The organism is Microbacterium maritypicum (assembly GCF_041529975.1).
GTDB lineage: Bacteria > Actinomycetota > Actinomycetes > Actinomycetales > Microbacteriaceae > Microbacterium.
The window spans coordinates 1,213,475-1,240,111 of record NZ_CP168030.1; the positions used below are offsets into that span (position 1 = coordinate 1,213,475).

Annotated in this window: 26 protein-coding genes; 17 read left to right on the plus strand and 9 right to left on the minus strand. The window is 69.7% G+C overall.

Annotated elements, in window-relative coordinates; all coding sequences use genetic code 11:
- The first annotated feature begins 59 nt into the window (after positions 1–59).
- Positions 60–704, plus strand: coding sequence for a hypothetical protein (locus tag ACCO44_RS05795; RefSeq protein ID WP_029262443.1), 645 nt, complete (start codon positions 60–62; stop codon positions 702–704).
- A 356-nt stretch (positions 705–1,060) separates the two neighbouring features.
- A complete protein-coding gene (locus ACCO44_RS05800) occupies positions 1,061–1,471 on the plus strand; it encodes a hypothetical protein (protein ID WP_029262442.1) in 411 nt (136 codons plus the stop codon).
- A gap of 42 nt (positions 1,472–1,513) precedes the next feature.
- Here ACCO44_RS05800 and radA read toward each other — a convergent pair whose 3' ends face one another.
- Positions 1,514–2,881, minus strand: coding sequence for a DNA repair protein RadA (gene radA / locus ACCO44_RS05805; protein WP_105711931.1), 1,368 nt, complete (start codon positions 2,879–2,881; stop codon positions 1,514–1,516).
- A gap of 100 nt (positions 2,882–2,981) precedes the next feature.
- On the opposite strand from radA, the gene ACCO44_RS05810 reads away from it, so the two are divergent.
- From ACCO44_RS05810 to cydC, 5 genes are read left to right on the plus strand one after another with little or no spacing between them, the layout of a single operon-like run.
- Positions 2,982–3,698, plus strand: a complete 717-nt coding sequence (locus tag ACCO44_RS05810; protein ID WP_262001548.1) for a helix-turn-helix domain-containing protein — start codon at positions 2,982–2,984, stop codon at positions 3,696–3,698.
- Positions 3,685–5,100 carry a cytochrome ubiquinol oxidase subunit I gene (locus ACCO44_RS05815; protein WP_029262439.1) on the plus strand — a complete coding sequence of 472 codons (1,416 nt, stop codon included), beginning with the start codon at positions 3,685–3,687 and terminating at the stop codon, positions 5,098–5,100. The genes ACCO44_RS05810 and ACCO44_RS05815 overlap by 14 nt, the downstream gene beginning before the upstream one ends.
- Positions 5,101–5,114: 14 nt before the next feature.
- Positions 5,115–6,143: a cytochrome d ubiquinol oxidase subunit II gene (cydB, locus tag ACCO44_RS05820; protein WP_029262438.1), complete on the plus strand. Its 1,029-nt coding sequence runs from the start codon at positions 5,115–5,117 to the stop codon at positions 6,141–6,143.
- Positions 6,140–7,852: a thiol reductant ABC exporter subunit CydD gene (gene cydD / locus ACCO44_RS05825; RefSeq protein ID WP_372468864.1), complete on the plus strand. Its 1,713-nt coding sequence runs from the start codon at positions 6,140–6,142 to the stop codon at positions 7,850–7,852. Before cydB ends, cydD begins: the two co-directional genes overlap by 4 nt.
- Positions 7,849–9,516, plus strand: coding sequence for a thiol reductant ABC exporter subunit CydC (cydC, locus tag ACCO44_RS05830; protein ID WP_372468866.1), 1,668 nt, complete (start codon positions 7,849–7,851; stop codon positions 9,514–9,516). Before cydD ends, cydC begins: the two co-directional genes overlap by 4 nt.
- Positions 9,517–9,548: 32 nt before the next feature.
- On the opposite strand, the gene moaA is transcribed toward cydC, so the two are convergent.
- Both moaA and ACCO44_RS05840 read right to left on the minus strand, forming a co-directional pair.
- The gene (gene moaA, locus ACCO44_RS05835) at positions 9,549–10,583 is read right to left on the minus strand and encodes a GTP 3',8-cyclase MoaA (RefSeq protein WP_372469450.1); all 1,035 of its coding nucleotides are present in this window, start codon (positions 10,581–10,583) and stop codon (positions 9,549–9,551) included.
- A gap of 29 nt (positions 10,584–10,612) precedes the next feature.
- Positions 10,613–11,845, minus strand: coding sequence for an MFS transporter (locus tag ACCO44_RS05840; protein ID WP_372468867.1), 1,233 nt, complete (start codon positions 11,843–11,845; stop codon positions 10,613–10,615).
- A 161-nt stretch (positions 11,846–12,006) separates the two neighbouring features.
- Here ACCO44_RS05840 and ACCO44_RS05845 point away from each other — a divergent pair, with 161 nt between their 5' ends.
- Genes ACCO44_RS05845 through narI form a run of 4 tightly spaced genes read left to right on the plus strand, consistent with a single transcriptional unit; the run spans position 12,007 to position 18,816 of the window.
- Entirely contained in the window at positions 12,007–15,726 is a 3,720-nt protein-coding gene (locus ACCO44_RS05845; RefSeq protein ID WP_372468868.1) for a nitrate reductase subunit alpha, read from the plus strand.
- Positions 15,723–17,360 carry a nitrate reductase subunit beta gene (gene narH, locus ACCO44_RS05850; RefSeq protein WP_262001543.1) on the plus strand — a complete coding sequence of 546 codons (1,638 nt, stop codon included), beginning with the start codon at positions 15,723–15,725 and terminating at the stop codon, positions 17,358–17,360. Before ACCO44_RS05845 ends, narH begins: the two co-directional genes overlap by 4 nt.
- Positions 17,357–18,064: a nitrate reductase molybdenum cofactor assembly chaperone gene (narJ, locus tag ACCO44_RS05855; protein ID WP_372468870.1), complete on the plus strand. Its 708-nt coding sequence runs from the start codon at positions 17,357–17,359 to the stop codon at positions 18,062–18,064. Before narH ends, narJ begins: the two co-directional genes overlap by 4 nt.
- Complete coding sequence (gene narI, locus ACCO44_RS05860) at positions 18,061–18,816, plus strand: respiratory nitrate reductase subunit gamma (protein WP_372468871.1); 756 nt, start codon at positions 18,061–18,063, stop codon at positions 18,814–18,816. Before narJ ends, narI begins: the two co-directional genes overlap by 4 nt.
- Before the next feature lie 81 nt (positions 18,817–18,897).
- Here the strand turns inward: narI and ACCO44_RS05865 are convergent, their stop codons facing one another.
- Genes ACCO44_RS05865 through ACCO44_RS05880 form a run of 4 tightly spaced genes read right to left on the minus strand, consistent with a single transcriptional unit; the run spans position 18,898 to position 21,645 of the window.
- Positions 18,898–19,632, minus strand: coding sequence for a sulfate/molybdate ABC transporter ATP-binding protein (locus ACCO44_RS05865; RefSeq protein ID WP_372468872.1), 735 nt, complete (start codon positions 19,630–19,632; stop codon positions 18,898–18,900).
- Complete coding sequence (locus ACCO44_RS05870) at positions 19,629–20,462, minus strand: ABC transporter permease (RefSeq protein WP_372468874.1); 834 nt, start codon at positions 20,460–20,462, stop codon at positions 19,629–19,631. The genes ACCO44_RS05865 and ACCO44_RS05870 overlap by 4 nt, the downstream gene beginning before the upstream one ends.
- Before the next feature lie 26 nt (positions 20,463–20,488).
- Positions 20,489–21,259, minus strand: coding sequence for a molybdate ABC transporter substrate-binding protein (gene modA / locus ACCO44_RS05875; RefSeq protein WP_219860807.1), 771 nt, complete (start codon positions 21,257–21,259; stop codon positions 20,489–20,491).
- The gene (locus tag ACCO44_RS05880; protein ID WP_219860806.1) at positions 21,256–21,645 is read right to left on the minus strand and encodes a molybdopterin-binding protein; all 390 of its coding nucleotides are present in this window, start codon (positions 21,643–21,645) and stop codon (positions 21,256–21,258) included. The genes modA and ACCO44_RS05880 overlap by 4 nt, the downstream gene beginning before the upstream one ends.
- A 155-nt stretch (positions 21,646–21,800) precedes the next feature.
- Here ACCO44_RS05880 and ACCO44_RS05885 point away from each other — a divergent pair, with 155 nt between their 5' ends.
- The 6 genes from ACCO44_RS05885 to ACCO44_RS05910 are packed head-to-tail and all read left to right on the plus strand — an operon-like array spanning position 21,801 to position 25,719.
- A complete protein-coding gene (locus ACCO44_RS05885; RefSeq protein WP_372468876.1) occupies positions 21,801–22,910 on the plus strand; it encodes a ThiF family adenylyltransferase in 1,110 nt (369 codons plus the stop codon).
- Entirely contained in the window at positions 22,907–24,133 is a 1,227-nt protein-coding gene (gene glp, locus ACCO44_RS05890; protein WP_372468878.1) for a gephyrin-like molybdotransferase Glp, read from the plus strand. The genes ACCO44_RS05885 and glp overlap by 4 nt, the downstream gene beginning before the upstream one ends.
- Positions 24,130–24,603: a cyclic pyranopterin monophosphate synthase MoaC gene (gene moaC / locus ACCO44_RS05895; RefSeq protein WP_372468879.1), complete on the plus strand. Its 474-nt coding sequence runs from the start codon at positions 24,130–24,132 to the stop codon at positions 24,601–24,603. Before glp ends, moaC begins: the two co-directional genes overlap by 4 nt.
- Positions 24,600–25,208, plus strand: coding sequence for a molybdenum cofactor guanylyltransferase (locus ACCO44_RS05900; RefSeq protein ID WP_372468880.1), 609 nt, complete (start codon positions 24,600–24,602; stop codon positions 25,206–25,208). The genes moaC and ACCO44_RS05900 overlap by 4 nt, the downstream gene beginning before the upstream one ends.
- A complete protein-coding gene (locus ACCO44_RS05905) occupies positions 25,205–25,486 on the plus strand; it encodes a DUF6457 domain-containing protein (protein ID WP_372468882.1) in 282 nt (93 codons plus the stop codon). Before ACCO44_RS05900 ends, ACCO44_RS05905 begins: the two co-directional genes overlap by 4 nt.
- On the plus strand, positions 25,486–25,719 hold the full coding sequence (locus ACCO44_RS05910) for a MoaD/ThiS family protein (protein ID WP_029262419.1): 234 nt from the start codon (positions 25,486–25,488) through the stop codon (positions 25,717–25,719). The genes ACCO44_RS05905 and ACCO44_RS05910 overlap by 1 nt, the downstream gene beginning before the upstream one ends.
- 3 nt (positions 25,720–25,722) lie before the next feature.
- Here the strand turns inward: ACCO44_RS05910 and ACCO44_RS05915 are convergent, their stop codons facing one another.
- Together ACCO44_RS05915 and ACCO44_RS05920 are read right to left on the minus strand one after the other, a co-directional pair.
- A complete protein-coding gene (locus ACCO44_RS05915; RefSeq protein WP_029262418.1) occupies positions 25,723–26,157 on the minus strand; it encodes a molybdenum cofactor biosynthesis protein MoaE in 435 nt (144 codons plus the stop codon).
- Positions 26,154–26,630 (minus strand): molybdenum cofactor biosynthesis protein B, encoded by a 477-nt coding sequence (locus tag ACCO44_RS05920; RefSeq protein WP_372468883.1) that lies wholly within the window; start codon positions 26,628–26,630, stop codon positions 26,154–26,156. The genes ACCO44_RS05915 and ACCO44_RS05920 overlap by 4 nt, the downstream gene beginning before the upstream one ends.
- Between the last annotated feature and the right edge of the window lie 7 nt (positions 26,631–26,637).

A 26,637-nucleotide genomic window follows, 5' to 3' on the forward strand; every position in this document is an offset into this window, starting at 1 on the left:
CGGCAGACCGCCGCCGCGGCCTCCCAGGCTGCACGGGCACGATCGCTTAACCTGGAACCATGCCCCGTCCTTCCGCTGCCGTCTATCGTCGTCGGCGACTGGTCGTGGTGATCGGGCTCATCCTGCTCGTCGCCGCGATCGGCATCGGGATCTGGCTCCTGATCGCGAAGCCCTGGGCAGCCGCGGATGCCTCTCCGAAGCCGACATCCTCGTCGTCGCAGACACCCACCACGACCCCGACGACCGACGCCGAGTCGCCGTCGCCGAGCCCTTCGTCCGAGCAGACGCCGGCGATCGTCGCCTGCGAGGCGAAAGACGTCGAGGTCTCGGCGGTCACGGATGCGGAGACCTATGCCGCGGGTGTCCTGCCGAAGCTCTCCATCTCCTTGACCAACAAGGGCACGAAGGACTGCACGCTCGATGTCGGCTCGACGACGCAGGTCTTCACGATCTCCAGCGGCGCCGACGTCTGGTGGCGGTCGACGGACTGCCAGGAGAACCCGAGCAGCATGATCGCGACGCTCACCGCCGGCACGACCGTCACCAGCAAAGACCCGGTGACCTGGGATCGCACCCGCTCGAGCGTCGAGACCTGCGACCAGGAGAACCGTCAGCGCGCTCCCGGCGGGGGAGCCTCGTACCACGTCGAGGTTTCCATCGGCGGATTCACGAGCCTCACGACCACGCAGATCCTCCTGTACTGACCCGTCGTTCGAGTTCGCTGTTCGCACTTCGAAGTGATCGCGCCGCAGCGCCTTCGAAATGCGTCGCGTTGAGCGGCTTCCCATGCGGAAAGGCGCGACCTTGGCATCCTCGGCTGTCTGAGGCAGACAGGCGCGGATCTTTGGGATACCATTGAGGTGACTCTCCGCATCATGCGGCAACATGCCATCCCCAGTGGCGTCGAACTACAGCGTCCCCAGCGCTTCGACATCGCCGCACCGAGAGTCCGAGGGCCCTCTCGAGTACCCCAGTCCCCAATGGAGGACTCGAGAGGGCCCCTTACATCTCCGCTGTCGATTCCGCGCGCGGCGCCTCGCCGTCTGCATAAGCTGGATGCATGGCAGCGAAGAAGGCGAAACCCGGGAAGAAGAAGCCCGCCCCCGAGGACTTCCGTTCGGAGGCTCTGGCCCTGGCGCTCGAGAAGCAGGACGTCGCAGCGGTCGCCCTCGCCCTCCGTAACGGCACCACGGTCGTGCCGCTGATCAAGCCGGGAGCCCGCGACAATCCGCTCGACAGCGGAGAGGTATGGACCTACCGTGACGCGAACACCGGTGACCTCGCGCTGCTGTTGTTCAGTGACGCGAAGAACAAGCCCGCCAACCTCCCGCCCGGCGTGGGCATCTACACGTCAGACTGGCTCCGGAGCTTCCTGGCGGCGCATCCGATCACGACCGTGTTCCTCGACATCGCGGGCCCGCATCCGATGCAGGCGGACCCGGTCGAGCTGCTCAAGGCGCTCGACGCCTGAGAGCCGAGACCCTCGGGGGCTGCAGCGACCCGCCGGGGTCTATCAGAACGGCGGAACGTCGCGATCGGAACGGCGTGACGTGTTGCGGGCGCGGACATCGCCGAGCGCGGCGCGGAGGGTCTTCGATCGGTCGTCGACGACCTGCTCGTAACCGAGACGAGCGGCCTCGGATCGACGTTGCGCCGCTTGGGTGACCGGACGGATCTCACCCGCGAGGCTGAGCTCACCGACGGCGGCGACCGTGCGCGGCACCGAGAACTGCTGGATGGAGCCGGCCACGGCGATGGCGATGGCGAGGTCGGCGGCCGGTTCGGTGAAGCGCACGCCGCCCACGGTCGACACGTAGACGTCGAGCGTGCTTGTCTTGATGTTCGCGCGCCGTTCGAGGATCGCCAGCACCATCGCCACGCGCGACGAGTCGACCCCGTGCACGATGCGGCGGGGATTCGGAGCGTTGCTGGGCACCGTGAGTGCTTGCACCTCGACGGGAAGCGCGCGGCGCCCCTCGAGGGAGATCGCGACGCAGGTTCCCGGCTCGGTGGCACCCTGCGAGAGGAAGAGCCCAGAAGGGTCGGGGACTTCGGCAATTCCGTCGCCCGTCATCTCGAAGCAGCCGACCTCGTCGGTCGGACCGAAGCGGTTCTTTAGCGCGCGGATGAAGCGCAGCGACGTCTGCCGGTCGCCCTCGAAATGGCACACCACGTCGACCAGGTGCTCGAGCACGCGGGGGCCGGCGACCTGGCCGTCTTTCGTCACGTGGCCCACGATGATGATCGGCAGATCGCGGTCCTTCGCGATGCGGATCAGTGTCGCCGCGACCTCGCGCACCTGGCTCGGCTGCCCGGCGGCACCGTCGATCAGCGACGACGAGACGGTCTGCACCGAGTCGACGATCACGAGCTGCGGCTTGACCTCGTCGATGTGGCCGAGGATGGTCGCCAGGTCGGTCTCGCTCGCCAGGTACAGCTCGTCGTGCAGGGCGCCGGTACGTTCGGCGCGCAGGCGCACCTGGCCCGGCGACTCCTCGGCACTGGCGTACAGGACACGGCGACCGCCGCGAGCCGCCTGGGCCGCGACCTCGAGCAGCAGGGTCGATTTGCCGACTCCCGGCTCGCCGCTGAGCAGGATCGCGGCTCCGGGCACGATGCCGCCGCCGAGCACCCGGTCGAACTCCCCGACGCCGCTCGAGCGCCGCGGAGCATCCTGCGTCGTGATCTGCGTGATCGGTCGTGCCGCGCGATCCGCCGTCGGAGCGACGGGGCCGACGCGTCGGAGGATGCCGGTCTGCGCTGCCTGCTCCTGAACCGTGCCCCACTGCTGGCATTCGCCGCAGCGGCCGACCCACTTGGCGGTGGTCCACCCGCATTCCGTGCAGACGTAGGCTGGAGGAGCGGGTTTTCGGGTGGCCATGCTGCCAGGCTATCGCCGGGATCGGACATCCCTATCGACCAGGTGTTTATTCACGGCCGGACACCGGTGCAAAGTCCCGGTATCACGGGATACTGGGACCATGGCCAACGGCGGGTCCGTTTGCGGGCCGATATCGAGCTACTCCCGGGTGCAGATCCTGCACCTGCTCTTCGAGGCGGGAAGCACGAGGGCGCGCGCCGAACTGACGATCGCGGAGCTGTGCGAGGCCACGGGGCTGCATCCCAACACGGTCCGCGAGCACCTGCAGCGCCTGATCGAAGGCGGCCACGTCATCCCGACCGTCGAGCACCGCAAGACGCGCGGACGACCGCGCACCCTCTACCGGGCAGCCACGGGCGCGCCGGGCGCGTCCAGCCCGGTGGCGCGCGACAAGGCCAAGGCGGCTGCGCGTCGGGGCGACCTGATGCGCAGCATGATTCCCGACGCGGCGTCCGACCTCGGCCGTGAGGCCACGTATCAGCTCGACGCGCTGGTGGAGCACCTGGAGGAGAGCGGCTTCGAGCCGGTCGTCGACGACGGCAGCCTCTCGGTCGACCTCAGCCCGTGCCCGCATGCGGCCAGTCGGTCGGAGGACCGTCCGATGCTGTGCCGCGTGCATCTCGAGCTCATGCAGAGCGTGCTGAACGAGGCCGGCGGACCACTCGAAGCCGAGTGCGTCCGCGACGCGGTCCTCGCATCGGATTGCACCGTCCAGCTGCGCGACGCCACGGCGCGGATGGCTGAGGGAACGACGCTGCGGCGTCACACCGCGGGGCAACGGCCTCACAGAACAGGAGTAGCGCATGGAATGGCTTGATCCGCTCGCTCTCGCCCGATGGCAATTCGGGCTGACGACCGTCTACCATTACCTCTTCGTTCCGCTGACGATCGGCATGGCCCTGGTGGCCGCGATCTTCCAGACCGCGTGGGTGCGCACCGGCAAGGTCCAGTACCTGCACCTGACCCGCTTCTTCGGCAAGATCTTCCTGATCAACTTCGCCATGGGCGTCGTCACCGGCATCGTGCAGGAGTTCCAGTTCGGCATGAACTGGTCGGACTACTCCCGCTTCGTCGGCGACGTGTTCGGCGCCCCGCTCGCCTTCGAGGGGCTCCTCGCGTTCTTCTTCGAGGCGACGTTCATCGGACTGTGGATCTTCGGCTGGGACAAGCTCCCGCAGAAACTCCACCTCGCCACGATCTGGTGCGTCTCGATCGGCAGCATCCTCTCGGCGTACTTCATCATCGCCGCCAACGCGTTCATGCAGAACCCGGTCGGCTACACCTTCAACGAGGCGACCAACCGCGCCGAGTTGACGGACTTCTGGGCCCTGCTGACCAACCCCGTCGCGCTCGCCGCGTTCCCGCACACGATCTTCGGCGCGTTCATGTTCGCCGCCGGTGTCGTCATCTCGGTGTCGGCCTGGCATCTCTCGCGCGGCCAGCACTTCGACACGATGCGCATCTCGCTCAAGTTCGGGCTGTGGGCGATGATCGTCTCCACCGCCGGGGTCGTGCTCACGGGAGACCAGCTCGGACTCGCGATGTATGCCGCGCAGCCGATGAAGATGGCGGCAGCGGAGGCGACGTTCAACACGGTCTGCGGGCCGGACGCCTCGTTCAGCCTCTTCACCCTGGGTACGCCGGACGGCAGCTCCGAGCTGTTCTCGATCCGGGTGCCGTACCTGCTGTCGCTGCTGTCGACGCACACTCTCGACGCGTGCGTGCACGGCATCAACGACCTGAACGCCGAGTACGCCCAGACGTACGCCGCGACGGGGCTCGAGGACTTCGCCCCGGTCCTGTGGATCACGTACTGGGCGTTCCGCTGGATGATCGGCCTGGGCATCGCGGCCGCCCTCGTCGCCGTCGCCGGCCTCTGGCTGACCCGCAAGGGCGCCAAGAAGCCCCCGGCGCAGTGGATGTGGAAGCTCGCGATCTGGTCGTTCCCGCTCGCGCTCGCCGCCAACATCATGGGCTGGGTCTTCACCGAGATGGGCAGACAGCCCTGGATCGTGTTCGGGTTGATGACCACCCAGGACGGTGTCTCGCCGGGAGTCAGCGGCCTCGAGGTGCTGATCTCGCTGATCTCGTTCACGGCGATCTACGCGGCGCTCGCCGTCGTCGAGATCCGCCTCATCATCCGGGCCGCGCAGAAGGGACCGGACACCGACGAGCAACCGCACGAGGAGACGGCCCAGCTGCCGTCGGTCGTCTACTGAGAGGGAGGAGCATCATGGATCTCGCAACACTCTGGTTCTTCATCGTCGCCTTCTTCTTCGTGGGCTACTTCGTGCTCGACGGGTTCGACTTCGGAGTCGGCATGTCGCTGCCGTTCCTCGGCAAGGACGACGTCTCGCGCCGTCAGGTCATCAACACGATCGGTCCGGTCTGGGATCTCAACGAGACCTGGGTCATCGTCGCCGGCGCCGTGCTGTTCGCGTCGTTCCCCGAGTGGTACGCGACGCTGTTCAGCGGGTTCTACCTGCCGCTGCTGCTGATCCTGCTCGCGCTGATCCTGCGCGGCGTCTCGTTCGAGTACCGGCACCAGCGCGACAGCGCGAAGTGGAAGGCCGGCTTCGACCGGATGATCGTGATCGGCTCGGTCGTGCCGGCGCTGCTGTGGGGCGTTGCCTTCGGCAACATCGTGCAGGGCGTCGCGATCGACGAGAACCACATCTACGTCGGCGGCTTCTTCGCGCTGCTGAACCCGTATGCCCTGCTGGTCGGCGTCACCACGCTGCTGCTGTTCTTCCTGCACGGCGTGCTTTTCGTCGCGCTCAAGACCGACGGTCAGGTGCACGAGGATGCGCGGCGTCTGGCGAAGAGGGCGGCCATCCCGACCATCCTCGTGGCGGCCGCAACGGTGATCTGGACGGTCGCGATCGCGATGGGGCGCGAGGCTCCGCTGCTCTGGCTCGTCATCGGTGCCGGTGCGCTCGCGGCGGTCAGTCTCATCGCAGCTGTCGGGCTCTCGCTCGTTCGGCGCGACGGCTGGGCGTTCTTCTCCGGCATGCTCACGGTGCTGTTCGCCGTGGTGATGCTGTTCGCCGCCCTGTTCCCGTTCGTGATGCCGTCGACGATCGACCCGGCCTACAGCCTCACGATCGCCAACGCATCCAGCACCCCGTATACGCTGCAGATCATGAGCTGGACCGCCCTGATCGCGATGCCGCTCGTGCTCGCGTACCAGGCGTGGACCTACTGGGTGTTCCGTAAGCGCGTCACCCGGAAGTCCATCGAGGGGGCTCCGGCGCACGCGTGAAACCCGTCGATCCGAGACTGCTGCGCTACGCGGGTGCCGCGAGGGGGTTCCTCGCGGCATCCGCGTTGATCGGCGTCGTCCAGACGGCGGTCGTTATCGTCTTCGCCTGGCTGCTGACGGATGCCGTCACCGGGGCGATCGCGGGGCGTGACGTCTCGGCATCCCTGATCTGGTTGCTGCTCACGGCGCTGCTGCGCGGGCTGCTGATCGCCGCCTCGGATGCCGCGGGCACCCGGGCCGCCGCGAAGACCGGGATGCAGCTGCGCTCGGCCCTGATCTCGGCGGTCGGTCGATTGGGACCGGGGTGGCTCGCGCAGCGGAACCAGACCGAGCTCGCCGTGACCGCGGGACACGGACTGGAAGCGCTCGACGCGTACTTCGCCCGCTACATCCCGCAGCTCGTGCTGACCGTGATCGCGACGCCGGTGGTGGTGGCCGTGATGTGGTGGCAGGACTGGCCGAGCGGGCTCACCGCGATCATCACCCTGCCGCTGATCCCGCTGTTCCTGATCCTCATCGGGATGGCGACCCGCACCGTGCAGACGCGGCAGTGGCAGACGCTGCAGCGCCTCGCCGCCCGCTTCGCCGACACGGTGCAGGGGCTGTCGACGCTGCGGCTGTTCGGGCGTGACCGGCGGGCGGCCGACCGCATCGAGGTCACCGCCGACGAGTACCGCCGCGAGACCATGAAGGTGCTGCGGTTCTCGTTCCTGTCCGGCTTCGCGATGGAACTGCTGGCCTCGCTCGCGGTCGCACTGATCGCGGTGTCGGTCGGGTTCCGGCTGCTGTCGGGCGACCTGACACTCGAGGTCGGGCTGTTCGTGCTGCTGCTCGCGCCCGAGGCGTTCCTGCCGATCAGGCAGGTGGGGGTGCAGTTCCACGCGGCCGCCGAGGGGGTCGCGGCGACCGAAGACGTGTTCGAGGTGCTCGACGCGGCGCGGGCCCGGGTACAGATGCAGGACGGTTCCACGGATGCAGGAGGAATCGCCGGCGAATCGTCCGGCATCCGTGAATCGATCCTGCAAGTGGGACCGGCGGGACCGGCGAGACCGGTGGGACCGGCGGGACCGGTGGGGCCGGCGGGACCGGCGGATGCGGGAGCCCTCGTGGTCGAAGGGCTGCGCGTGCGGGACCTGCCTCCCGTGTCGTTCACCGCCGAGCCCGGAACGATCACGCTGATCGAGGGGCCGAGCGGCGCGGGCAAGTCCTCCCTGCTCGCGGCGCTCCGGGGCGCGGCCGACTTCGACGGGATGGCCACCTTCGCCGGGCGCGACCTCCGAGGGCTCTCCCCGGCGGTCTGGCTCGCCTGGGCCGGGCAGACTCCGGGGCTGATGCGGGGGACAGTGGCGGCGAACGTCGCACTCGGCGATCCGGAACCGGATGCCGACCGCATCCGAGTGGCGCTCGACGACGCCTGTGCGGAGGGCATCGACCTCGCCCTCGAACTCGGCGTGCAGGGCAGCGGTCTGTCGGGCGGTCAGGCGCAGCGCGTCGCTGTCGCCCGAGCGCTGTACCGTCAGTCGTCCGACCCGTGCCGGATGCTCGCGCTCGACGAGCCCTCGAGTGCTCTCGACCCCGACACCGAGGACCGGCTCTGGCGTTCGCTGCGCGCACGAGCGGATGCCGGGGCGAGCATCCTCCTGGTGTCGCACCGTCGGACCGCGCGGGACATCGCCGATCACATCGTGACGCTGGGGGTGAACGCATGAGCGGGTCGACACGTCGCGAACGGATCCGCGGTGTCCTGCAGCTCGCGCAGCCGCCGATCGGACGCTTCGTCCCCGGCCTCGTCTGGGGCGTGTTGTCGGCCGCCGCCGCCGTGAGCCTGCTGGCGGTCAGCGGCTGGCTGATCGTGAGCGCGTCCATCGTCGACTCGCTCGTCCCGCTGTCGATCGCGGTCGTCGGCGTGCGGTTCTTCGCGGTGTCCCGCGCCGTCACCCGCTATCTCGAGCGGCTGAGCGGCCACGATGCTGCGCTGCGACAGCTCGCCTCGACGCGGGCCGACATGGTGCGGAGAGTGACACCGCTCTCTCCGGCCGGTCTCGGTGCGACGGATCGCGGACAGATGCTCACCGCCCTGGTGGACGACGTCGAGAACCTGCAGAACCTGCCGCTGCGCGTGGTGCAGCCGCTCGGGGTCGCCGCGGTCGTGGCGGTCGGTGCCGTGGGCTTCATCGCATTCGTCTCGCCGCCGGCCGCCCTCACGCTGGCGGTGTGCCTGTTGGCCGCTGCGGCCGCGGCGATCGGACTCGGCTGGGTGTTCGGCTCGCGTGCCGAAGCGCTCGTGTCCGTGCGACGGGCCGAGCTCTCGGCCGCGCTGGTCGACTACTTCGGCAGCCTCGACGTGCTCCTGGCCTACGGTGCCGAGGCGCTGGCGCGCGAGCGGATCGCGGCGGCGGATTCCGCCCTGCGACGCGTCGTCGATCGCGCCTCATTCGCGCAGGCCATCGCCGCGGGTGTCGTCTCCGCGGTCGCCGGGGCGGCGTCCGTGTGGGCGCTCGCCGCTGCCGCGCCCGGACTCGTCGACGGTTCCATCGACGGGCCGTGGCTGGCCGTCGCAGTCCTGGTGCCGATGGTGGTGTTCGAGATCTTCGGCGCGGTTCCGGTGGCCGCGGCGTCATGGCGGAGCGTCCGTTCGAGCGCGGAGCGCATCGTCGACACGTTGCCGGAGCGGATGCCCGACGAGCTCCGCCCAGACGCGGGCGACGACGTCGAGTTTGACGGTACGCCGACGATCCGGATGCGTGGCGTTCGCGCGAACTGGCCCGGCGGTGCTCCTGCGCTCACGGGGGTCGACCTCGATCTGCGGCCAGGGGAGCGGGTGCTGGTGGCAGGGCCGAGTGGGGCGGGGAAGAGCTCGCTGGCGGCTGTGCTCGTCGGCTTCCTCCGCGTGCAGGGCGAGTACCTGATCGACGGGCAGGACGCGGCGGAGATGTCCGGGCCGGCGCTGCGTCGGACCATCGGCCTCTGCGAGCAGAGCCCCCAGCTGTTCGATGAGGACATCCGCCAGAACCTGCTCTTCGCGCGCGACACGGCGACCGACGACGAACTGTATGCCGTGCTCGACCGGGTCGGCCTCGGGGAGTGGGCCCGGGAGCGCGGTGGCCTCGACGCGAGGGTCGGCGACCGTGGCGTGCTCGTGTCGGGTGGCCAGGCGCAGCGCCTCGCGCTCGCCCGCGCCCTGCTGCGTGGGTTCCCCGTGCTGGTGCTGGACGAGCCCACGGCGGGAGTCGACCCCGACGCGTCCGACGCGCTGCTGCGCGACCTGCTCGAGGCGGCGGGGGAGCAGTCGGTGCTGTTGATCTCGCACGTGGCACCGCCCGCAGGCACGGTCGATCGCGTCGTGCGGCTCGAGGGCGGCCGCACGGTCTGAGCCACGCTCGCGCAGGTTGCTCCGGCGGGGCGTCAGCCGCCGATCGCGTTCATGCCGCGTGCAGGCTGGAGGAAGGCCGGGTCGTTGATCGCGTGTCCGGGCAGCTTGGCCCAGACGCAGCGCCGCAGCACGTCGTCGACCGCCGCGTCGCTGCCGGGGTCGCCCGTGGCGCGAAGCACGGGCAGGAGGTCGAACTCATCGGTGGAGAAAAGACAGTTCCGCAGCTGCCCATCGGCCGTGAGGCGCAGGCGATCGCATGCGCCGCAGAAGGGAGCCGTCACCGAGGCGATCACGCCGACGGTCGCCGCCCCTCCGTCGAGATGCCACCGCTCGGCGGGTGCCCCACCCCGGCCGGGGATCTCGGTCAGCGTCCAGCGCTCGGAGAGCGTGTCGAGGATCTCCTCCCGCGTGACCATCCGATCGCGATCCCAGGTGTGACCGGAGTCGAGCGGCATCTGCTCGATGAAGCGCAGCTCGGCTCCGCGGGCTGTCGCGAACTCGACGAGGTCGCACAGCTCGTCGTCGTTGACTCCGCGCATCGCGACGGTGTTCAGCTTGAGGGGACGCAGCCCCGAGGCCGAGGCCGCCGCGATCCCGCGCAGCACGTCGTCGAGGCGGTCACGTCGCGTCAGGGCGGCGAACCTGTCGGGGCGCAGCGTGTCGATCGAGATGTTCAGGCGGCTCAGACCGGCGGAGATCAGGTCGTCGAGCACCTCGTCGAGGCGGATTCCGTTCGTCGTCATCGCGACCTGGACGGGGCCGTCCTCGGTATCGATCTCTCGCAGTCGACGCACGATGTCGACGATGTCGCGGCGTAGCAGCGGTTCGCCGCCGGTGAGGCGGAAGGTCGTGATGCCGGCCTCGGCGGCGATACGGGCGACCCGGACGATCTCGTCGACGGACAGGATCGACTCGCGCGCGAGCCACTCGTTGCCCTGCTCCGGCATGCAGTAGGTGCAGCGCAACGAGCACCTGTCGGTGAGCGAGATGCGGAGGTCCTTGTGGCTCCGACCATGCGTATCGAGGAGCGCACCCGACGTCGGGTGCGACGCCGGCGCCGGCGGCATCCGGCGTCCGATCTGCACAGGAACGGTCGTCACGATCTGCCCAGGTTACGCTTTCCACCGACGTCTCGGAGCATTCCCGCGACCACCAGGGCGAAGGCGCCGACGAAAACCAGGAGCCATAGACCGAGCGAGTAGGAGTTGGTGTCGGGGTTGTATGTCGCTCCCATGACCAGCGGCGGGAAGTATCCGCCGAGGCCGCCCGCTGCCGCGACGATGCCGCTGACCGATCCGACCTTCTCCGGTGGCGTCGATGGGCCGATCCAGGCGAAGACCGCCCCCATGCCGAGCCCCATCGCCGCGGCCATCAGGATGAAGGTCACCCCGGTGACCACGCCCTCGGGCGGCTGCTGGCCCACGATGTAGGCGAGGGAGACGATCCCACCGAGTGAGATCAGTGCGATCACCTTGGGGCCGAAGCGGTCGGCCAGCACGCCGCCGATGGGACGCGCGATGACCGCCGCCGCGGCGAACAGAGCGGTTCGTGTCCCCGCTCCGACGACATCGACGTCGTTGGGATAGATCGTGGTGAGGTACTTGGGCAGGAAGGTCGAGAATGCGACGAAGCCGCCGAAAACGATGCCGTAGAGGAAGGCCATCTCCCACGTCACCGCGAGCTTGAGCGCACCGATGACCTTCGGCACGAATCGCTCCGTGTTGGGCCGCCAGACCGGCGAGTCGCGGAGGAAGAACCAGGAAAGCACGGCGAGTGCGGCCAGTGCCCCCGCGATCACCAGGTGCGTGGGGAGGTAGCCGATCGACTCCACCAGGCGGGGCGTGAAGAACGCCGAGACGGCCGTGCCGATCATCCCCATCCCGAAGACGCCGTTCGCGAACCCACGTCGAGCCGGCGGGAACCAGGCGCTCGAGAACGGGATGCCGACCGCGAAGATCGTTCCGGCGACACCGAGGTAGAACCCGGCGATCAGCAGCAGGGGGAAGCTGCGGATCTCTCCCGCCACCGCGACGAGGAGGACGGCCGGAACCGAGATCAGCAGCACGGCGGTGAACATCTTCCGCCCGCCGAAGCGATCGGTCATCGCACCGACGACGATGCGTCCGAGCGCGCCCACCAGCACGGGCGTGGCCAGCATCAGCGAGATCTGCCCCTCATCGAGGCCCATATCGGTGGCGTACGCCTTCTGCAGTGGAGCGATCGCCATCCAGGCCCAGAACCCGACCGTGGAGGCGAGAGTCGCGAGGATCACCTGCGCGAAGCCGCCTTTGAGTTCGGACGGGGCGGGGGAAGTTGCGGCAGAACTCATGGGTGGTTCCTCCTCTGAGCGATGAGAGTAGCCCCGCGACCACCCCGCACACCACCCTGTTCTCCCGTGCTAATTGCCCCGCGGATTAACACGGCGCACCCTTGTGCGGGTCCGGGCTCGGGTGTTGGATGCTGAGTCAAAGGCCGCCTGAAGGAGACACGATGACCCCTGGCATCCGAACCGAGAGTCCGCACTCCACAGATGGCGCTCTCGCCGATGGGCTGGTGAGCCTCGGCAGGTTCATGAGGCCGGGCGAGGTCTCCTCCGATCTGCGGTCGCTGTTTCTGGAAGGCGGCCGCTCGGGCGATGCGTTCTACCGCGACCGCTGGTCGCACGACAAGGTGGTGCGCTCGACGCACGGTGTGAACTGCACGGGCTCGTGCTCGTGGAAGGTGTACGTCAAGGACGGCATCATCACGTGGGAAGCACAGCAGACCGACTACCCCTCCATCGGTCCCGACTCGCCGGAGTACGAACCGCGCGGCTGCCCCCGGGGTGCCGCCTTCAGTTGGTACACGTACTCGCCGACCCGGGTGCGCTATCCGTACATCCGCGAGACGCTCGCGCAGCTCTACCGTGAAGCTCGGGCCGTGCACGCAGACCCCGTCGACGCCTGGGCCTCGATCGTCGAAGATCCGGAGAAGGCCACCGCCTACAAACGCGTCCGTGGCAAGGGGGGTCTGATCCGCGCGACCTGGGATGAGGTGCTCGAGATCGCGGCGGCTGCCCACGTGCACACGGTGAAGAAGTACGGCCCCGATCGCGTCGCGGGCTTCTCGCCGATCCCGGCCATGTCGATGGTGTCCCACGGAGCGGGCTCGCGCTTCCTCAATCTGCTCGGTGGCACGATGCTGTCGTTCTACGACTGGTACGCCGACCTGCCGGTCGCGAGCCCCCAGGTGTTCGGCGATCAGACCGACGTGCCGGAGTCCGCCGACTGGTGGAACGCCGGCTACCTCATCATGTGGGGCTCGAACGTCCCGGTCACCCGCACGCCGGACGCACACTTCATGGCCGAGGCGCGCTACCGCGGCCAGAAGGTCGTCACGGTCTCGCCGGACTACACCGACAACACCAAGTTCGCCGACGAGTGGGTCGCGCCGCACCCGGGTACGGATGCTGCACTCGCGCTCGCCATGGGCCACGTCATCCTCCGCGAGCACTTCGTCGAGAAGCGGACGCCGCGGTTCGAGGACTACATGCGGCGCTACACCGATGCGCCCTACCTCGTGGCGCTCGAGGAGCGGAACGGCGGGCTGGTTCCCGGCAAGTTCGTCACGGCGTCCGATCTCGACGGGGACGCTGCAGCGCAGGCGCGCGCCGACTTCAAGCCGGTGCTGCTCGATGCCGTCGGGAATCCGGTCGTTCCGAACGGTTCGCTCGGCCACCGGTTCACGGCGGAGGACGAGGGGCGCTGGAACCTCGACCTCGGCGACGTCGTCCCGCCGCTCTCCATCAGTGATCTGCCGGGTGATCACGATGCCGTCGAGGTGCGACTGCCGCGCTTCGATCTCGATCCGGAGCCGGGTCAGGAGCATGCCGGCGGGTCCGGGGTCGTCGTGCGCGGCGTTCCGGTGCGCACGGTCGCCGGGCGGAAGGTCACGACCGTGTTCGACCTCATGCTCGCCCAATACGGCGTCGGTCGCGAAGGGCTGCCGGGTGCGTGGCCGACCGGCTACGACGACGCGAGCAGTCCCGGAACACCGGCGTGGCAGGAGGAACACACCTCGGTCCCGGCGCCGCAGGCGCTTCGCATCGCGCGCGAGTTCGCCGACAATGCCGAGCGGTCGGGCGGCCGGTCGATGATCCTCATGGGTGCCGGCACGAATCACTGGTTCCACTCCGACACGATCTACCGCACCTTCCTGGCGCTGACGACGATGACCGGATGCCAAGGGGTGAACGGCGGCGGCTGGGCGCACTACGTCGGTCAGGAGAAGGTGCGTCCGATCACGGGGTATCAGCAGTACGCGGCCGCAGCGGACTGGGGGCGCCCGCCGCGTCACACCATCGGGACCGCGTTCTGGTATCTGGCGACCGATCAGTGGCGCTACGACGGGCTGCCAGCCGACCAGCTGTCGTCTCCGCTCGGTCTCGGACGCTTCGCCGACCGCACCACGGCCGACTGTCTCGTCGAGTCCGTGCAGCGCGGATGGATGCCCAGCTATCCGACATTCGACCGGAACCCGCTCGATCTGTGCGACGAGGCCGATGCGATCGGAAAGGAACCGGCGCAGCACGTGGTCGACAGCCTCGACGACGGCTCCCTGAAGTTCGCCGTCGAGGATCCGGATGCGCCGGAGAACTTCCCGCGCGTCGTGCTGGTGTGGCGGGCGAACATCCTCGGCTCCTCGGGCAAGGGCAACGAGTACTTCCTCAAGCATCTGCTCGGCACCGACGCCGCGATCCGCGCCGACGAAACAGCGCCGGGCTCGCGTCCGACCACCATGACCTGGCGGGACGAGGCTCCGGAGGGCAAGCTCGATCTGCTGATGACGGCGGATTTCCGCATGACGAGCACCACGCTCTTCAGCGACATCGTGCTGCCGGCGGCGACCTGGTACGAGAAGCATGATCTCTCGTCGACCGACATGCACCCGTTCATCCATGCGTTCAACCCGGCGATCGCGCCGCCATGGCAGACCAAGACCGATTTCGACACGTTCGGGATGCTGGCGGAGAAGTTCAGCGAGATGGCCCGCACGCACCTGGGTGTGCGGCGGGACCTCGTGGCGGCGCCCCTGCAGCACGACACCCCGGATGCCATGGCGACGCCCCACGGCACGGTGCAGGATCTGCCCCGCGTGCCGGGTGTGACCATGCCGAAGCTGATCGTCGTCGAGCGGGACTATCCGAATCTTTTCGACAGGTGGAAGGCGCTCGGACCGCTCACACAGAAGCTGGGCATGACCACCAAGGGCATCACGTACCGTGCCGAGCCCGAGATCGAGAAGCTCAAACGGAGCAACGGCGTCGTCGAGGCAGGACCGTATGCCGGATCGGTGCGCCTCGACGACGATCGTCGGGCGTGCGAGATGATCCTCGCGTTCTCGGGCACGAGCAACGGCCGCCTCGCTGTGCAGGGCTTTCACGCACTCGAGAAGCACACCGGTCAGAAGATGGCCTTCCTCGCCGAGGAGCATGAGGGGACGCACCTGACCTTCTCCGACGTGTCGGTTCAGCCGCGCAGCGTGATCACGTCGCCGGAGTGGTCGGGGTCGGAGCACGGGGGTCGGCGCTACACGGCCTTCGCGATCAACGTCGAGCATCTCAAGCCGTGGCACACCCTGACCGGTCGCCAGCACTTCTACCTCGACCACGACTGGATGGACGAGCTCGGCGAGGCGCTTCCGATCTACCGGCCCCCACTCGACATGCACCGTCTGTTCGGCGACGTCGTCCCGGGGACGAACGGTGGGGCAGAGGTGCACGTGCGCTACCTGACGCCGCACTCCAAGTGGTCGATCCACTCGGAGTATCAGGACAACCTCTTCATGCTGTCGCTGTCGCGCGGCGGCCCCACGATCTGGATGAGTCCGCAGGACGCCGAAAAGATCGGTGTCCGTGACAACGACTGGATCGAGTCCTACAACCGCAACGGGGTGGTCGTCGCGCGGGCGAACGTCTCCCACCGCATGCCGGAGGGCACCGTGTACATGTACCACGCGAAGGATCGCACGGTGGATGTGCCCATCTCGGAGATCAGCGGACAGCGCGGCGGCATCCATAACTCCCTCACCCGCATCCTGCTCAAACCGAGTCATCTGATCGGCGGCTACGCGCAGTTGTCGTGGGCGTTCAACTATCTCGGCCCGACCGGGAACCAACGCGACGAGGTCACCACGATCCGTCGCCGCGACCAGGAGGTGCGGTACCGATGAAGGTCATGGCGCAGATGTCGATGGTGATGAACCTCGACAAGTGCATCGGATGTCACACCTGCTCGGTCACGTGCAAGCAGGCGTGGACGAACCGCACCGGCATGGAGTACGTCTGGTTCAACAACGTCGAGACACGGCCCGGTGTCGGGTACCCGCGTGGGTATCAGGACCAGGAGAAATGGGGTGGCGGCTGGGTGCGCGACAAGCGCGGTCGGCTGCGGCTGCGGAGCGGCGGACGGTTGGCGAAGCTCATGCGCATCTTCTCCAACCCGAAGCTGCCGGGCATCGACGACTACTACGAGCCCTGGACGTACGACTACGACATGCTCGTCAACGCTCCGAGCGGCGAGCACACCCCGGTGGCTCGACCGAAGAGCCTGATCACCGGCAAGGACATGAAGATCTCGTGGTCGGCCAACTGGGACGACGACCTGGGCGGTTCGATCGAGACCATGCAGGAGGACCCGATCCTGCAGAAGATGAGCGAGCAGGTCGAGGCCGAGTTCCAGAAGGCCTTCATGTTCTACCTGCCGCGTATCTGTGAGCACTGCCTCAATCCCTCATGCGTGGCATCGTGCCCCTCGGGTGCGATGTACAAGCGGGAAGAGGACGGCATCGTCCTCGTGGACCAGGATGCGTGCCGCGGTTGGCGCATGTGCGTGTCGGGCTGCCCCTACAAGAAGGTCTACTTCAATCACAAGACCGGCAAGGCCGAGAAGTGCACCATGTGCTACCCGCGGATCGAGGTGGGGCTGCCCACCGTGTGCTCGGAGACCTGCGTCGGCCGACTGCGGTATCTCGGACTGGTGCTCTACGACGTCGATCGGGTCGCCGAGGCCGCGGCGGTGGAAGACGAGCACGAGCTCCTCGAGGCGCAGCGTTCGGTGATCCTCGACCCGAACGACCCCGCGGTGATCGAGGCGGCACGTCGTGACGGGATCCCCGAGGACTGGATCGATGCCGCCCAGCGGAGCCCGATCCACCGGCTGATCCAGAAGTACAAGGTCGCGCTTCCCCTGCACCCCGAGTATCGGACGATGCCGATGGTCTGGTACATCCCGCCGCTGTCGCCCGTCGTCGACGTGATCACCGGATCGGGCAGCGACGGGGAGGATGCGCGGACGCTCTTCGCCGCGATCGACAAGCTCCGGATCCCGATCGGCTACCTCGCCGAGATGTTCACCGCGGGCGACCCGAAACCGGTGGATGCATCGCTGCGCAAGCTCGCGGCGATGCGGTCCTACATGCGCGGGGTCAGTCTCGATGACGAGCGCGACGAGCGCATCGCGACGGCGGTCGGCATGACCGGCAACGAGATCGAGGAGATGTACCGGCTGCTCGCGATCGCGAAGTACGAGGAACGGTACGTGATCCCGGCAGCGCACGCGGAACGGGCGCATGAGCTGGAGGAGATGGCCTGTTCGCTCGACTACGACGACGGGCCCGGCATGGGTGGTGCCGGCCCCTTCGGAGCGAACAGCGGCTACCCGACGCCGGTCGCGGTCGAGAACTTCCACGTGCTGGCCGACCGGCAGACCGCCGACAGGCCGTCGACACCGAATCGCCTGAACCTGTTGAACTGGGACGGCAACGGCAGGCCGGGCGGCCTGTTCCCGCCGGAGGCGGACTCGTGAGCAGCGTGCTCCCGATCCGGGACCGGACGGAGCGGGTCACACCGCTGCGTCCGCTTCCCGAAACGCTGGCTCCCACGGCGCTCACCCCCGGTCAGCGCCGGACGGTGCATATGCTCGCATCGCTGCTTCTGGAGTACCCGGACGCCGTGTGGTTCGACCGCATCCCCGTGCTGCGCGAGCACATCTCCGCGTTGCCCCGGCCCGTGGCCGAGCCGATGACGCGGTTCCTCGATGGGGCGGAGCGTGACGGGGCATCCGGGCTGCAGCGCGAATACGTGACGACGTTCGACCTGAAACGGAAGTGCTCGCTGTACCTGAGTTACTACGCCACCGGTGACACTCGGCGTCGTGGCACCGCACTCGTCACGTTCCTCGAGGCGTACCGTGCAGCCGGCTGGGAGTTCGACGCGGCCGACCTGCCCGACTACCTGCCGGCTGTGCTGGAGTTCTCCGCGCTGTCGGGGTCTCCCATCGCCGACGCGCTCCTGGCCGCGCACCGGGAGGGCGTCGAAGTGCTGCGGGCTGCGCTGGAGAGCATGGGCAGCCGCTGGGCGGATCCCGTGCGCGCTGTGACGCTGTCGCTGCCGAAAGTCGACCAGGCCACGAGAGAGCGAGTGCTCGCACTGGTGAACGAGGGACCGCCCGCCGAGACGGTCGGTCTGAGTCTGCCGATGCCCGCATTCCGAGCGAGGGAGTCGAGATGAGCGTGCAGATCATCCTGTGGGTCGCGCTGCCGTACGTGTGTTCGGCGATCTTCGTCGTCGGCCACATCTGGCGGTACCGCTACGACAAGTTCGGGTGGACGACCCGCTCCTCTCAGACGTACGAGAACAGGCTGCTGCGCTGGGGATCCCCGATGTTCCACCTCGGCATCCTCATGGTGATCGCCGGACACGTCGTCGGGCTCCTCATCCCACGGGAGTGGTTGTACGCGATCGGTATCAACGAGGAGATGTATCACATCGGGGCGACCGTGCTCGGAACGGCCGCGGCGGTGCTCACCCTGGCGGGGCTCGCCATCCTCATCTACCGACGCCGCACGGTCGCGGCGGTGTTCCTCGCGACCACCGTCATGGACAAGGTGATGTACGTGTTCCTCGGCGCGACGCTGCTGTTCGGTACGGCGGCCACCGTCGTCTACCAGGTGTTCGGGGAGGGGTTCCACTACCGCGAGACGGTCTCGCCCTGGTTGCGTCAGCTGATCATCCTCCAGCCGCGACCCGACCTGATGCTCGATGTGCCGCTGCTCTTCCAGCTGCACGTCATCACGGCGACACTCCTGTTCGGCCTGTGGCCGTTCACCCGCCTGGTGCACGTGTTCTCCGCACCGGTCGGTTACCTGTTCCGCCCGTACATCGTCTACCGCTCGCGCGACGAGCAGCGTGGATCGCGGGCGCCGAAGCGAGGGTGGGATCCCATCTCCACTCCGGATCCGGAGCGGCTGCGTCGCCCCTGACCGGCACCCCTGACCGGCACCCCTGACCGGCACCCCTGACCGGCGCCCGTGACCGTGCAGACCCGGGATCGGGAGGCCGCGTCAGCGTGCTGAATCGGCGACGGCGGCCGCGAAGGGAGTCGCCGGGGAGGCGAGCACCTCGGCGACGGCGGCATCCTGAACGATGCGCCCGGCCTGCACGATCACCAGCCGCTCCGCGAGAGCCTGGGCGTCGAGGATGCCGTGCGAGACGAGGATCGTCGTGGTGGCTCCGCGCTGTTCGCGCACGACCTCGCGCAGCTGGGCCGCGGCCTCGACGTCGAGCGAGGTGAACGGCTCGTCGAGCAGCAGCAGCCGCGGCGAGGCGGCGAGGGCTCGGGCGAGGGCGATGCGCTGGCGCTGTCCGCCGGAGAGCTCGTCGGGCCGCCGATCGCCATACCCGGCGAGGCCGATGCGGTTCAGCCACTCCGTCGCGCGTCGGGTGGACTCCTCGCGGGTGCGTCCGGCGGCCCGGGCGGCGAACGCGATGTTCTCTGCCGCGGTCATGTGCGGGAACAGCAGGGCGTCCTGCCCGAGCAGGCCGATCGCACGGCGTGACGGCGGCGTGTGCTGCCGCGGTCCGGAGAGGCGGATCCCATCGAGGTCGACGTGCCCCTCGTCGAGTCGCACGAGCCCGGCGACCGCCTCCAGGAGGGAGGTCTTGCCGGCGCCGCTCGGGCCCATGATCGCGACGAACTCGCCCGCGGCGACGCGGAGTGCGGCATCGAGACCCGCATGCCGCACCACGACGTGAGCGTCGAGGGCGCCCTGGTCGAGCGAGCCGACGTCGCCGGTCATCGGAGGGCCCCCGGCCGCCACGCCCGCACGAGCAGCAACACGGCGACGGCCGTGCCCAGCAGCAGGATCGACAGGGCCACCGCCGTCTCGCGGCCGGCACCGGCCCCGTTGAAGGCGGTGTAGATCGCGAGCGGCATGGTCTGCGTCACGCCGGGGGCGTTGCCGGCGAACAGGGCCGTGGCCCCGAACTCGCCGATGGCGCGGGCGAAGCACAGGATCACCCCGACCACGATGCCGGGCGCGGCGAGGGGCAGCGTGACCCGCCACAGCACGGTGCTTGGCGAGGCCCCGAGTGTGGCAGCGGTGCGCTCGTATCGGCTCCCCGTGCTGCGGATCGTCCCCTCGACGGCGAGCACCAGGAACGGCAGCGCCACGAACGCCTGCGCGAGCACCACGGCCGCCGGCGTGAACGGGATGCCGGTGCCGAACCACGCGGCGATGAGGCCCCCGAGTGGACTGGAGCGGCCGAGGAGGAACAGCAGGGCGACCCCGCCCACCATTGGCGGGAGCACGAGCGGCACCGCGACGAGAGCTCGCAGCAGGGCGGAGGTGCGCGGTCCCGAGCGGGCGATCAGCAGGGCGAGCGGGAGGCCGAGCACGATGCACAGCGCGGTCGCGGCGAGCCCGGTGGTGAGTGAGAGGCGGAGGGCGTCCAGTGCCACCGTGGAGGTGATGTCGGTCCAGAAGGTCGACCAGGACGCGCGCGTGAGAAGGGCGACCAGCGGCAGCGCGAGCAGGAGGACACCGAGCACGGCGGGCGCGACCAGGAGGAACGGGGGCGCTGCGCCCGTGTCGACCCGTCGCATCGTCGTCGTGCTCGTCCTCGTCATGCTCCGCCTCGCGGGCCGATCCCCGATCACGGCGTACCGAAGCCGTGGTCGGCGAGGATCCCGCGGCCGACCGGACCCCGCACGAACTCGGTGAATGCTCCTCCGGCATCCGTGGCTCCGTCGAGTGCGACGATCGGGTAGCGGTTCACGACCTCGTCGCTGCCCTCCGGAGCGAAGCTCTCGACGTCTGCGCCCACCACGTCGGTCGCGTAGACCAGACCGGCGTCCGCTTCGCCGGCGACGATCTTCTGCAGGACCGCGGAGACGTTCTGCTCGAGGCTCGCCGCCGTGACCGAGACGCCGGCGGCGTCGAGCAGCGTCTGCGATGCCGCCCCGCAGGGCACCTCGGGCGCACACAGCACGGTGGTCGCGTCTGCGAGGTCGGCGAGTGAGGTGATGCCGGCGGGGTTTCCTGCGGGCACCGCGACCACGAGGGTGTTCGTCGCGAACGGCTCCGGGTCGTCGGCGAGGCCGGTGTCGATGAGCGTCTGCATCGTGCGTTCGTCGGCGGTGGCGAGGACATCGGCGTGTGCGCCCTCGGCGAGCTGCGTCACGAGCACGCTCGACCCGTCGTAGACGATCGGAGCCACGTCGACCGTCGGGTGCTCCGCGGTGAAGGCCGCGGCGATCTCGTCGAAGACCGGGCTCAGCGAGGCCGCGGCGAAGACGGTGACCTCGCCGGTGAGCTCTCCCTCGGCGGGGGAGGGCGACGGATCGGCGGAGGAGACGGCAGAGCAGCCGCCCAGCAGCAGCGCGAGGACCAGCGCTGCCGACCCGGTGAGGAGCCGGTGGTTCACCGCGGCGTCTCCACGATCACGGTGGTGGCCTTGATCACCGCGACGGCGAGAGACCCCGGCTGCAGATCGAGCTCGCGAACGGCCTCGGCCGAGAGCAGCGATACGAATCGATGGGGACCCGCCTGGATATCGACCTGCGCCATGACGCCGTCGATCTGCACGCGGGTGACGAGTCCCGTGAAGCGGTTGCGGGCGCTGGAGAGCACATCGCCCGGAGTGGGCGGGGCCGCGGCGAGGGCGACCGCGTGCTGGGCGAGGGCCGCACCGGGGATGCGGGCGGGACTGTCGGCGGTGACCGGCAGTGCGTCCTGGTCGACCCACCGCCGCACCGTGTCGTCGCTCACGCCGAGCAGCCGTGCGGCTTCGGCGATGCGATAGGTGGTCACAGACCGAGCCTAAAGGCGCGAGTTCCGCAGATCCAGGCCATCTGCCGTGCATATTCCGCATCCGCGGAGATCTGCCGCATCATCGGTCCTTCGGCGGGGGATTTCTCCGGCGCTCGGAGAGCCCGCTGCCACGCGTCCCGGGGTAGCCTGAGCGCATGCCGCTGCCTCCGCTCGTCGAGCCCGTCGCAGCACTCAGCGCCGCGGAAGCACAGCGGACCGCCCGGCACCTCGTCCTCGCCGACCTCGGCGAAATCGGACAGCGACGGTTGCGCGCGGCCCACGTCACCGTCGTCGGTGTGGGTGGGCTCGGATCTCCCGTCGTGCTCGCGCTCGCCGCAGCCGGCGTCGGCACCCTCACGGTCATCGACGACGACGTGGTCGAGTTCTCGAACCTGCAGCGTCAGGTGTTGCACCGGCTCGCCGACGTCGACGCGCCGAAGGTCGACAGCGCGGTGCGCGTCGCGGCCGACCTCGCACCCGAGACGACCGTGCTCCCCGTGCGCGAACGACTGACCGCGACGAACGTCGAGGTGCTGCTGGCCGGTGCCGACCTCGTGATCGACGGCTCCGACACGTTCGAGACCCGCACGCTCGTCGCTGCGGCGTGCGAGCGGCTCCGGGTGCCGCTCGTGTGGGGTGTCGTGCAGGAGTTCGCCGCACAGGTGACGGTGTTCTGGTCGGCTCCGCCTGCGGGAGTGCCGCCGGTCGTGCTGAGCGACCTTTATCCGCCCGAGGGGGTCGGCGAGCTGCCGAGCTGCGCGACGGTGGGAGTGCTCGGGGCCCTCTGCCTGCAGGTCGGATCGGTGCTCGCGATGGAGGCCATCAAGCTCATCGCCGGAATCGGTGAGCCGCTGTTCGGCCGCGTGCTGCTGATCGACGCGCTGCGGGGGCGGATGAGTGAGGTTCCGCTGCGCGGGCGCGCGGAGACGGCCGGTGCGGCGACGACCAGCGCGGCGACCTCGGTTCCCGCGCGCCCGGCGGTACCTCACGTCGCCGCGGACGCACTCGACGACGAGGTCGCCGCCGGAGCGTTCGTGCTCGATGTGCGCGAGGCGGATGAGATCGCCACCGGCGCGATCCCCGGAGCCCGGCACGCTCCGCTGGCGGAAGTACTCGGTCGTCCCGAGGCCTTTTCCGCCGAGGGCCGGATCGTCGTCGTGTGCCAGCGCGGACTGCGGGCAGTGCGCGCTGCGGCAGCCCTGCGGGACGCCGGGGCCGACGCCGTGGTGCTGACCGGCGGCATGGACGCCTGGAGCGCGCGATGAGCGGCATGCGCACGGTCGAAGAGCAGCTCGCCGTGGTGCTCGCCGCCGTGCGGACTCGTCCGGCGGTCACCCGGACTCTGGACGAGGCGGTCGGCTTCACGCTGACGGAGCCTGCTCGCGCGCAGAACCCCGTCCCCGTGTTCGACAACTCTGCGATGGACGGCTTCGCGGTGCGTTTCGCCGACGTCGCCACGGCATCCTCGGAGCGTCCGGCGGTGCTGCGCGTCGTGGCGGACGTCCCGGCGGGCAGCGCGGAGGATCCACCACTCGCTCGGGGCACGGCCGCCCGCATCATGACCGGCGCTCCGGTGCCGGCTGCGGCCGACACAGTCGTGCCTTTCGAAGACACCGTGGGTGGCCTCGCCGACTCCCTGGGGGACATCCGGGTGGTTCGCGCACCGGCGGCGGAGGGCGCGCATGTGCGGCGGGCGGGGGCGGATGCCGCGGTCGGCGCCGTCGTTCTCGAGCCGGGCACGCTGCTCGGCGCCCGGCAGCTGGCCGCGCTGGCATCCGTCGGCATCGCTCGGGTCGCCGTCGCCCCGCGGCCGCGGGTGGCCATCGTCTCGACCGGCGCCGAGCTCGTCCCGCCGGGGGAGCCTCTGGCCCGAGGGCAGATTCCGGAATCGAACGGGCTGTTGCTCGCCGGGCTCGTGGCCGAGGTCGGGGCCGAGGTGGTGTTCCGGGAGGTCGTCGGTGACGATGGTGCGGGTCCTGCCGAGGCTGTGGCCCGTGCGACCGCGCTCGGGCTCGATGCCGTGATCTTCTCCGGGGGCGTGAGCGCCGGCGCATACGAGCCGGTGCGGCAGGGTCTGAGCGACGCGATGGAGTTCGTGAAGGTCGCGATGCAGCCGGGCAAGCCCCAGGGGTTCGGGGCGACGGACGCGGGCATGCTGCTGTTCGGGTTGCCCGGCAATCCGGTGAGCGTGGCCGTCTCTTTCGAGGTGCTGGTGCGGCCGGCGTTGCTGCGCCTGCAGGGTCGCCGCGATATCCATCGCCCACGGAGACGTCTCGCCGCGGGCACCGGATGGCGCACCCCTCCCGGTCGTCGTCAGTATCTGCCCGCCGTGATCGACGCGGAGGGCCGCGTGCATCCGGCGACCCGCGGGGGATCCGGCTCGCACCTCGCGGTCGGCCTCGGGGCCGCCACCGCCTATGCCATCGTCGCCGCCGAGACCGAACAGGTCGAGATCGGCGACCTCATCGACGTGCTGGAGCTGTCATGACCTTCACCCATCTGGATTCGGCCGGCCATGCGCGCATGGTCGATGTGACCGAGAAGCAGCCGACCCTGCGGGCCGCGACCGCCGCGGGTTTCGTGCGCTGCGCGCCGGAGACGGTCGCACTGCTCCGTGACGGCACGGTGCCCAAGGGCGATGTGCTCGCGGTGGCGCGCATCGCCGGCATCCAGGCGGCCAAGCGCACGCCCGAACTGCTGCCGCTCGCACATGTCATCGGCGTGCACGGCGCGGTCGTCGACCTCGACATCGAAGACGCGGGGATCCGGATCAGCGCCACCGTGCGCACGGCCGATCGCACCGGGGTCGAGATGGAGGCGCTCACCGCCGTCTCGGTCGCGGCGCTCGCCGTGGTCGACATGATCAAGGGTGTGGACCGCGCGGTGACGATCGAGAACGTGCGCATCGTCGCCAAGGAGGGTGGGCGCAGCGGTTCCTGGCGGAGGCCGGGGGAGTGACCACGTCGTCGCACGCCGGGGTCGGCGCCGTGCTGCTCGTCGGCGGCGAGGGTCGCCGGATGGGCGGCATCGCGAAGCCTCTTCTCACGCTGGAGGGGCGATCGCTGCTGACGCGCACCGTGGAGGCGCTGGTCGATGCCGGTGTGGGCCCGATCGTGGCGGTCGGTCCGGTGCTCGAGGAGTCGGCCGACGTGGTCTGGACGCGGGAGGAGCCGCCGCTCGGCGGCCCGGTGGCGGGGATCGCTGCGGGACTCGCGCGGATGCCGGCGGAGAGGGTGCTGATCCTCGCCGGGGACCTCGCGCGACCGGATGCGGTCGTGCACGGCTTGCTCTCCCACCGCGCCGATGATGCGGGGGCAGCGGCATCCGTCGACGGTGTCGTGTTCTCTGCAGACGGGCAGCCGCAGTGGCTGGCCGGCCTGTATCGCACGGCATCGGTCCGCGGCGCGCTCGACGTGATCACGACCGACCGCGATGCCTCCGTCCACGCCCTCCTCGGCGGTCTCGCCATCGAGTGGGTCGTCGACCAGGAGGGGACCACCGCCGACATCGACTCGCCCGCCGACCTGGCTCGCGCACGAGAGGAAATCGAGGAGACGCCATGACCGAGAACAGTCGCACCCTTCCTCCGGAGGCGCTCGACGCCTGGGCGGCGGAGCTGCGTGAACGATTCGACCTGGGCGAGGAGGATGTGCCGGTCGCGTTGATCCTCGACCTCGCCCGAGACGTCGCGAACGGGGTCGCGCGCCCGGCTGCGCCGTTCAGTGCCTTCGTCGCCGGTCTGGTCGCCGGTCGCGCCGGCGGTTCGTCCGACGATGTGAGGGCGGCGGTGGCGGCGATCGTCGAGCTCGCGAATGCGCATGCCGCGGAGGGGAAGAGCTGATGGCGACGGTGCGCTACTTCGCGGCAGCGGAGGATGCGGCGGGCCGGGCGAATGAGCCCACGGATGCGGTGACCCTCGGCGCGCTGCGGGCCGAGCTGGTGGACGCGCATCCGGCACTCGGAGCGATCCTCGACCGCTGTGCGCTGCTCGTCGACGGCGCCAGGGTGGACGACGACTTCGTATTGGCGGGGGTGGGGACCGTCGACGTGCTGCCTCCGTTCGCCGGAGGCTGAGGCTCAGCCGCCGATACCCTTCCAGGCGGTGGTGCCGTCGGCCTCGACCTGACGCTTCCAGACCGGGAGCTCGCGCTTGATGGCCTCGATGATCTCGCGGCACACCACGAACGCCTCGTCGCGATGTGCGGCGGCGACCGCGACGACGACAGCGGCCGAGCCGACGGGCAGGCGGCCGATGCGGTGGCTCACGGCGACGATCGCCTCTCCGCTGACACCTGCGGCGACGGCGCGTTCGGCGAGGTCGCGAAGGATCCGCTCGGCATCCGGGTGCGAGGAGTACTCGAGGGCGACGACCTCGCCGGCGGCATCCGGGTCGTGGTCGCGGACGCGTCCGAGGAACGTCGTGACCGCGCCCGCGCGGGCGTCGTCCACCGCGGCGAGGTGCGCATCGAGAGACAGGGCTGTGTCGCTGATCGCGGCAAGGGTGACGGTCATCGGTGGTCCTCTCCGTCGAGCTGGGCGATCACGTGCGGGGCGACCGACAGGATGACCGGCATGCCGTCGGCGACGCCGCCGGGGGAGCCGGGCAGGTTCACGATCAGCGCGCCCTGCGCGGTGCCGGCGAGGCCGCGGCTGAGCATCGCGGCGGGGAACCTCGCGGCACCCTGCCGCCGCAGCTCTTCCGGGATTCCCGGAAGCTGTCGCTCGAGCACGCGTGCGGTGCCCTCGGGGGTCTCGTCGCGCGCGGCGATGCCGGTGCCGCCGGTGGTGACGATGAGCCGCAGACCGTGGGCGAGGAGTTCGTGCAGCGCCTGCTCGACGGCATCCGCGCCGTCGGGGATGATCACAGGGTCGGCGCAGTCGAACCCCGCTTCGCGGAGCGCGGCGACGGCGAGGGGACCGGCCGTGTCGGCGCGGGTGCCTGCCGCACCGCGATCGGACACGGTGAGCACGGCGGCGGAGGTCATGAGCCGA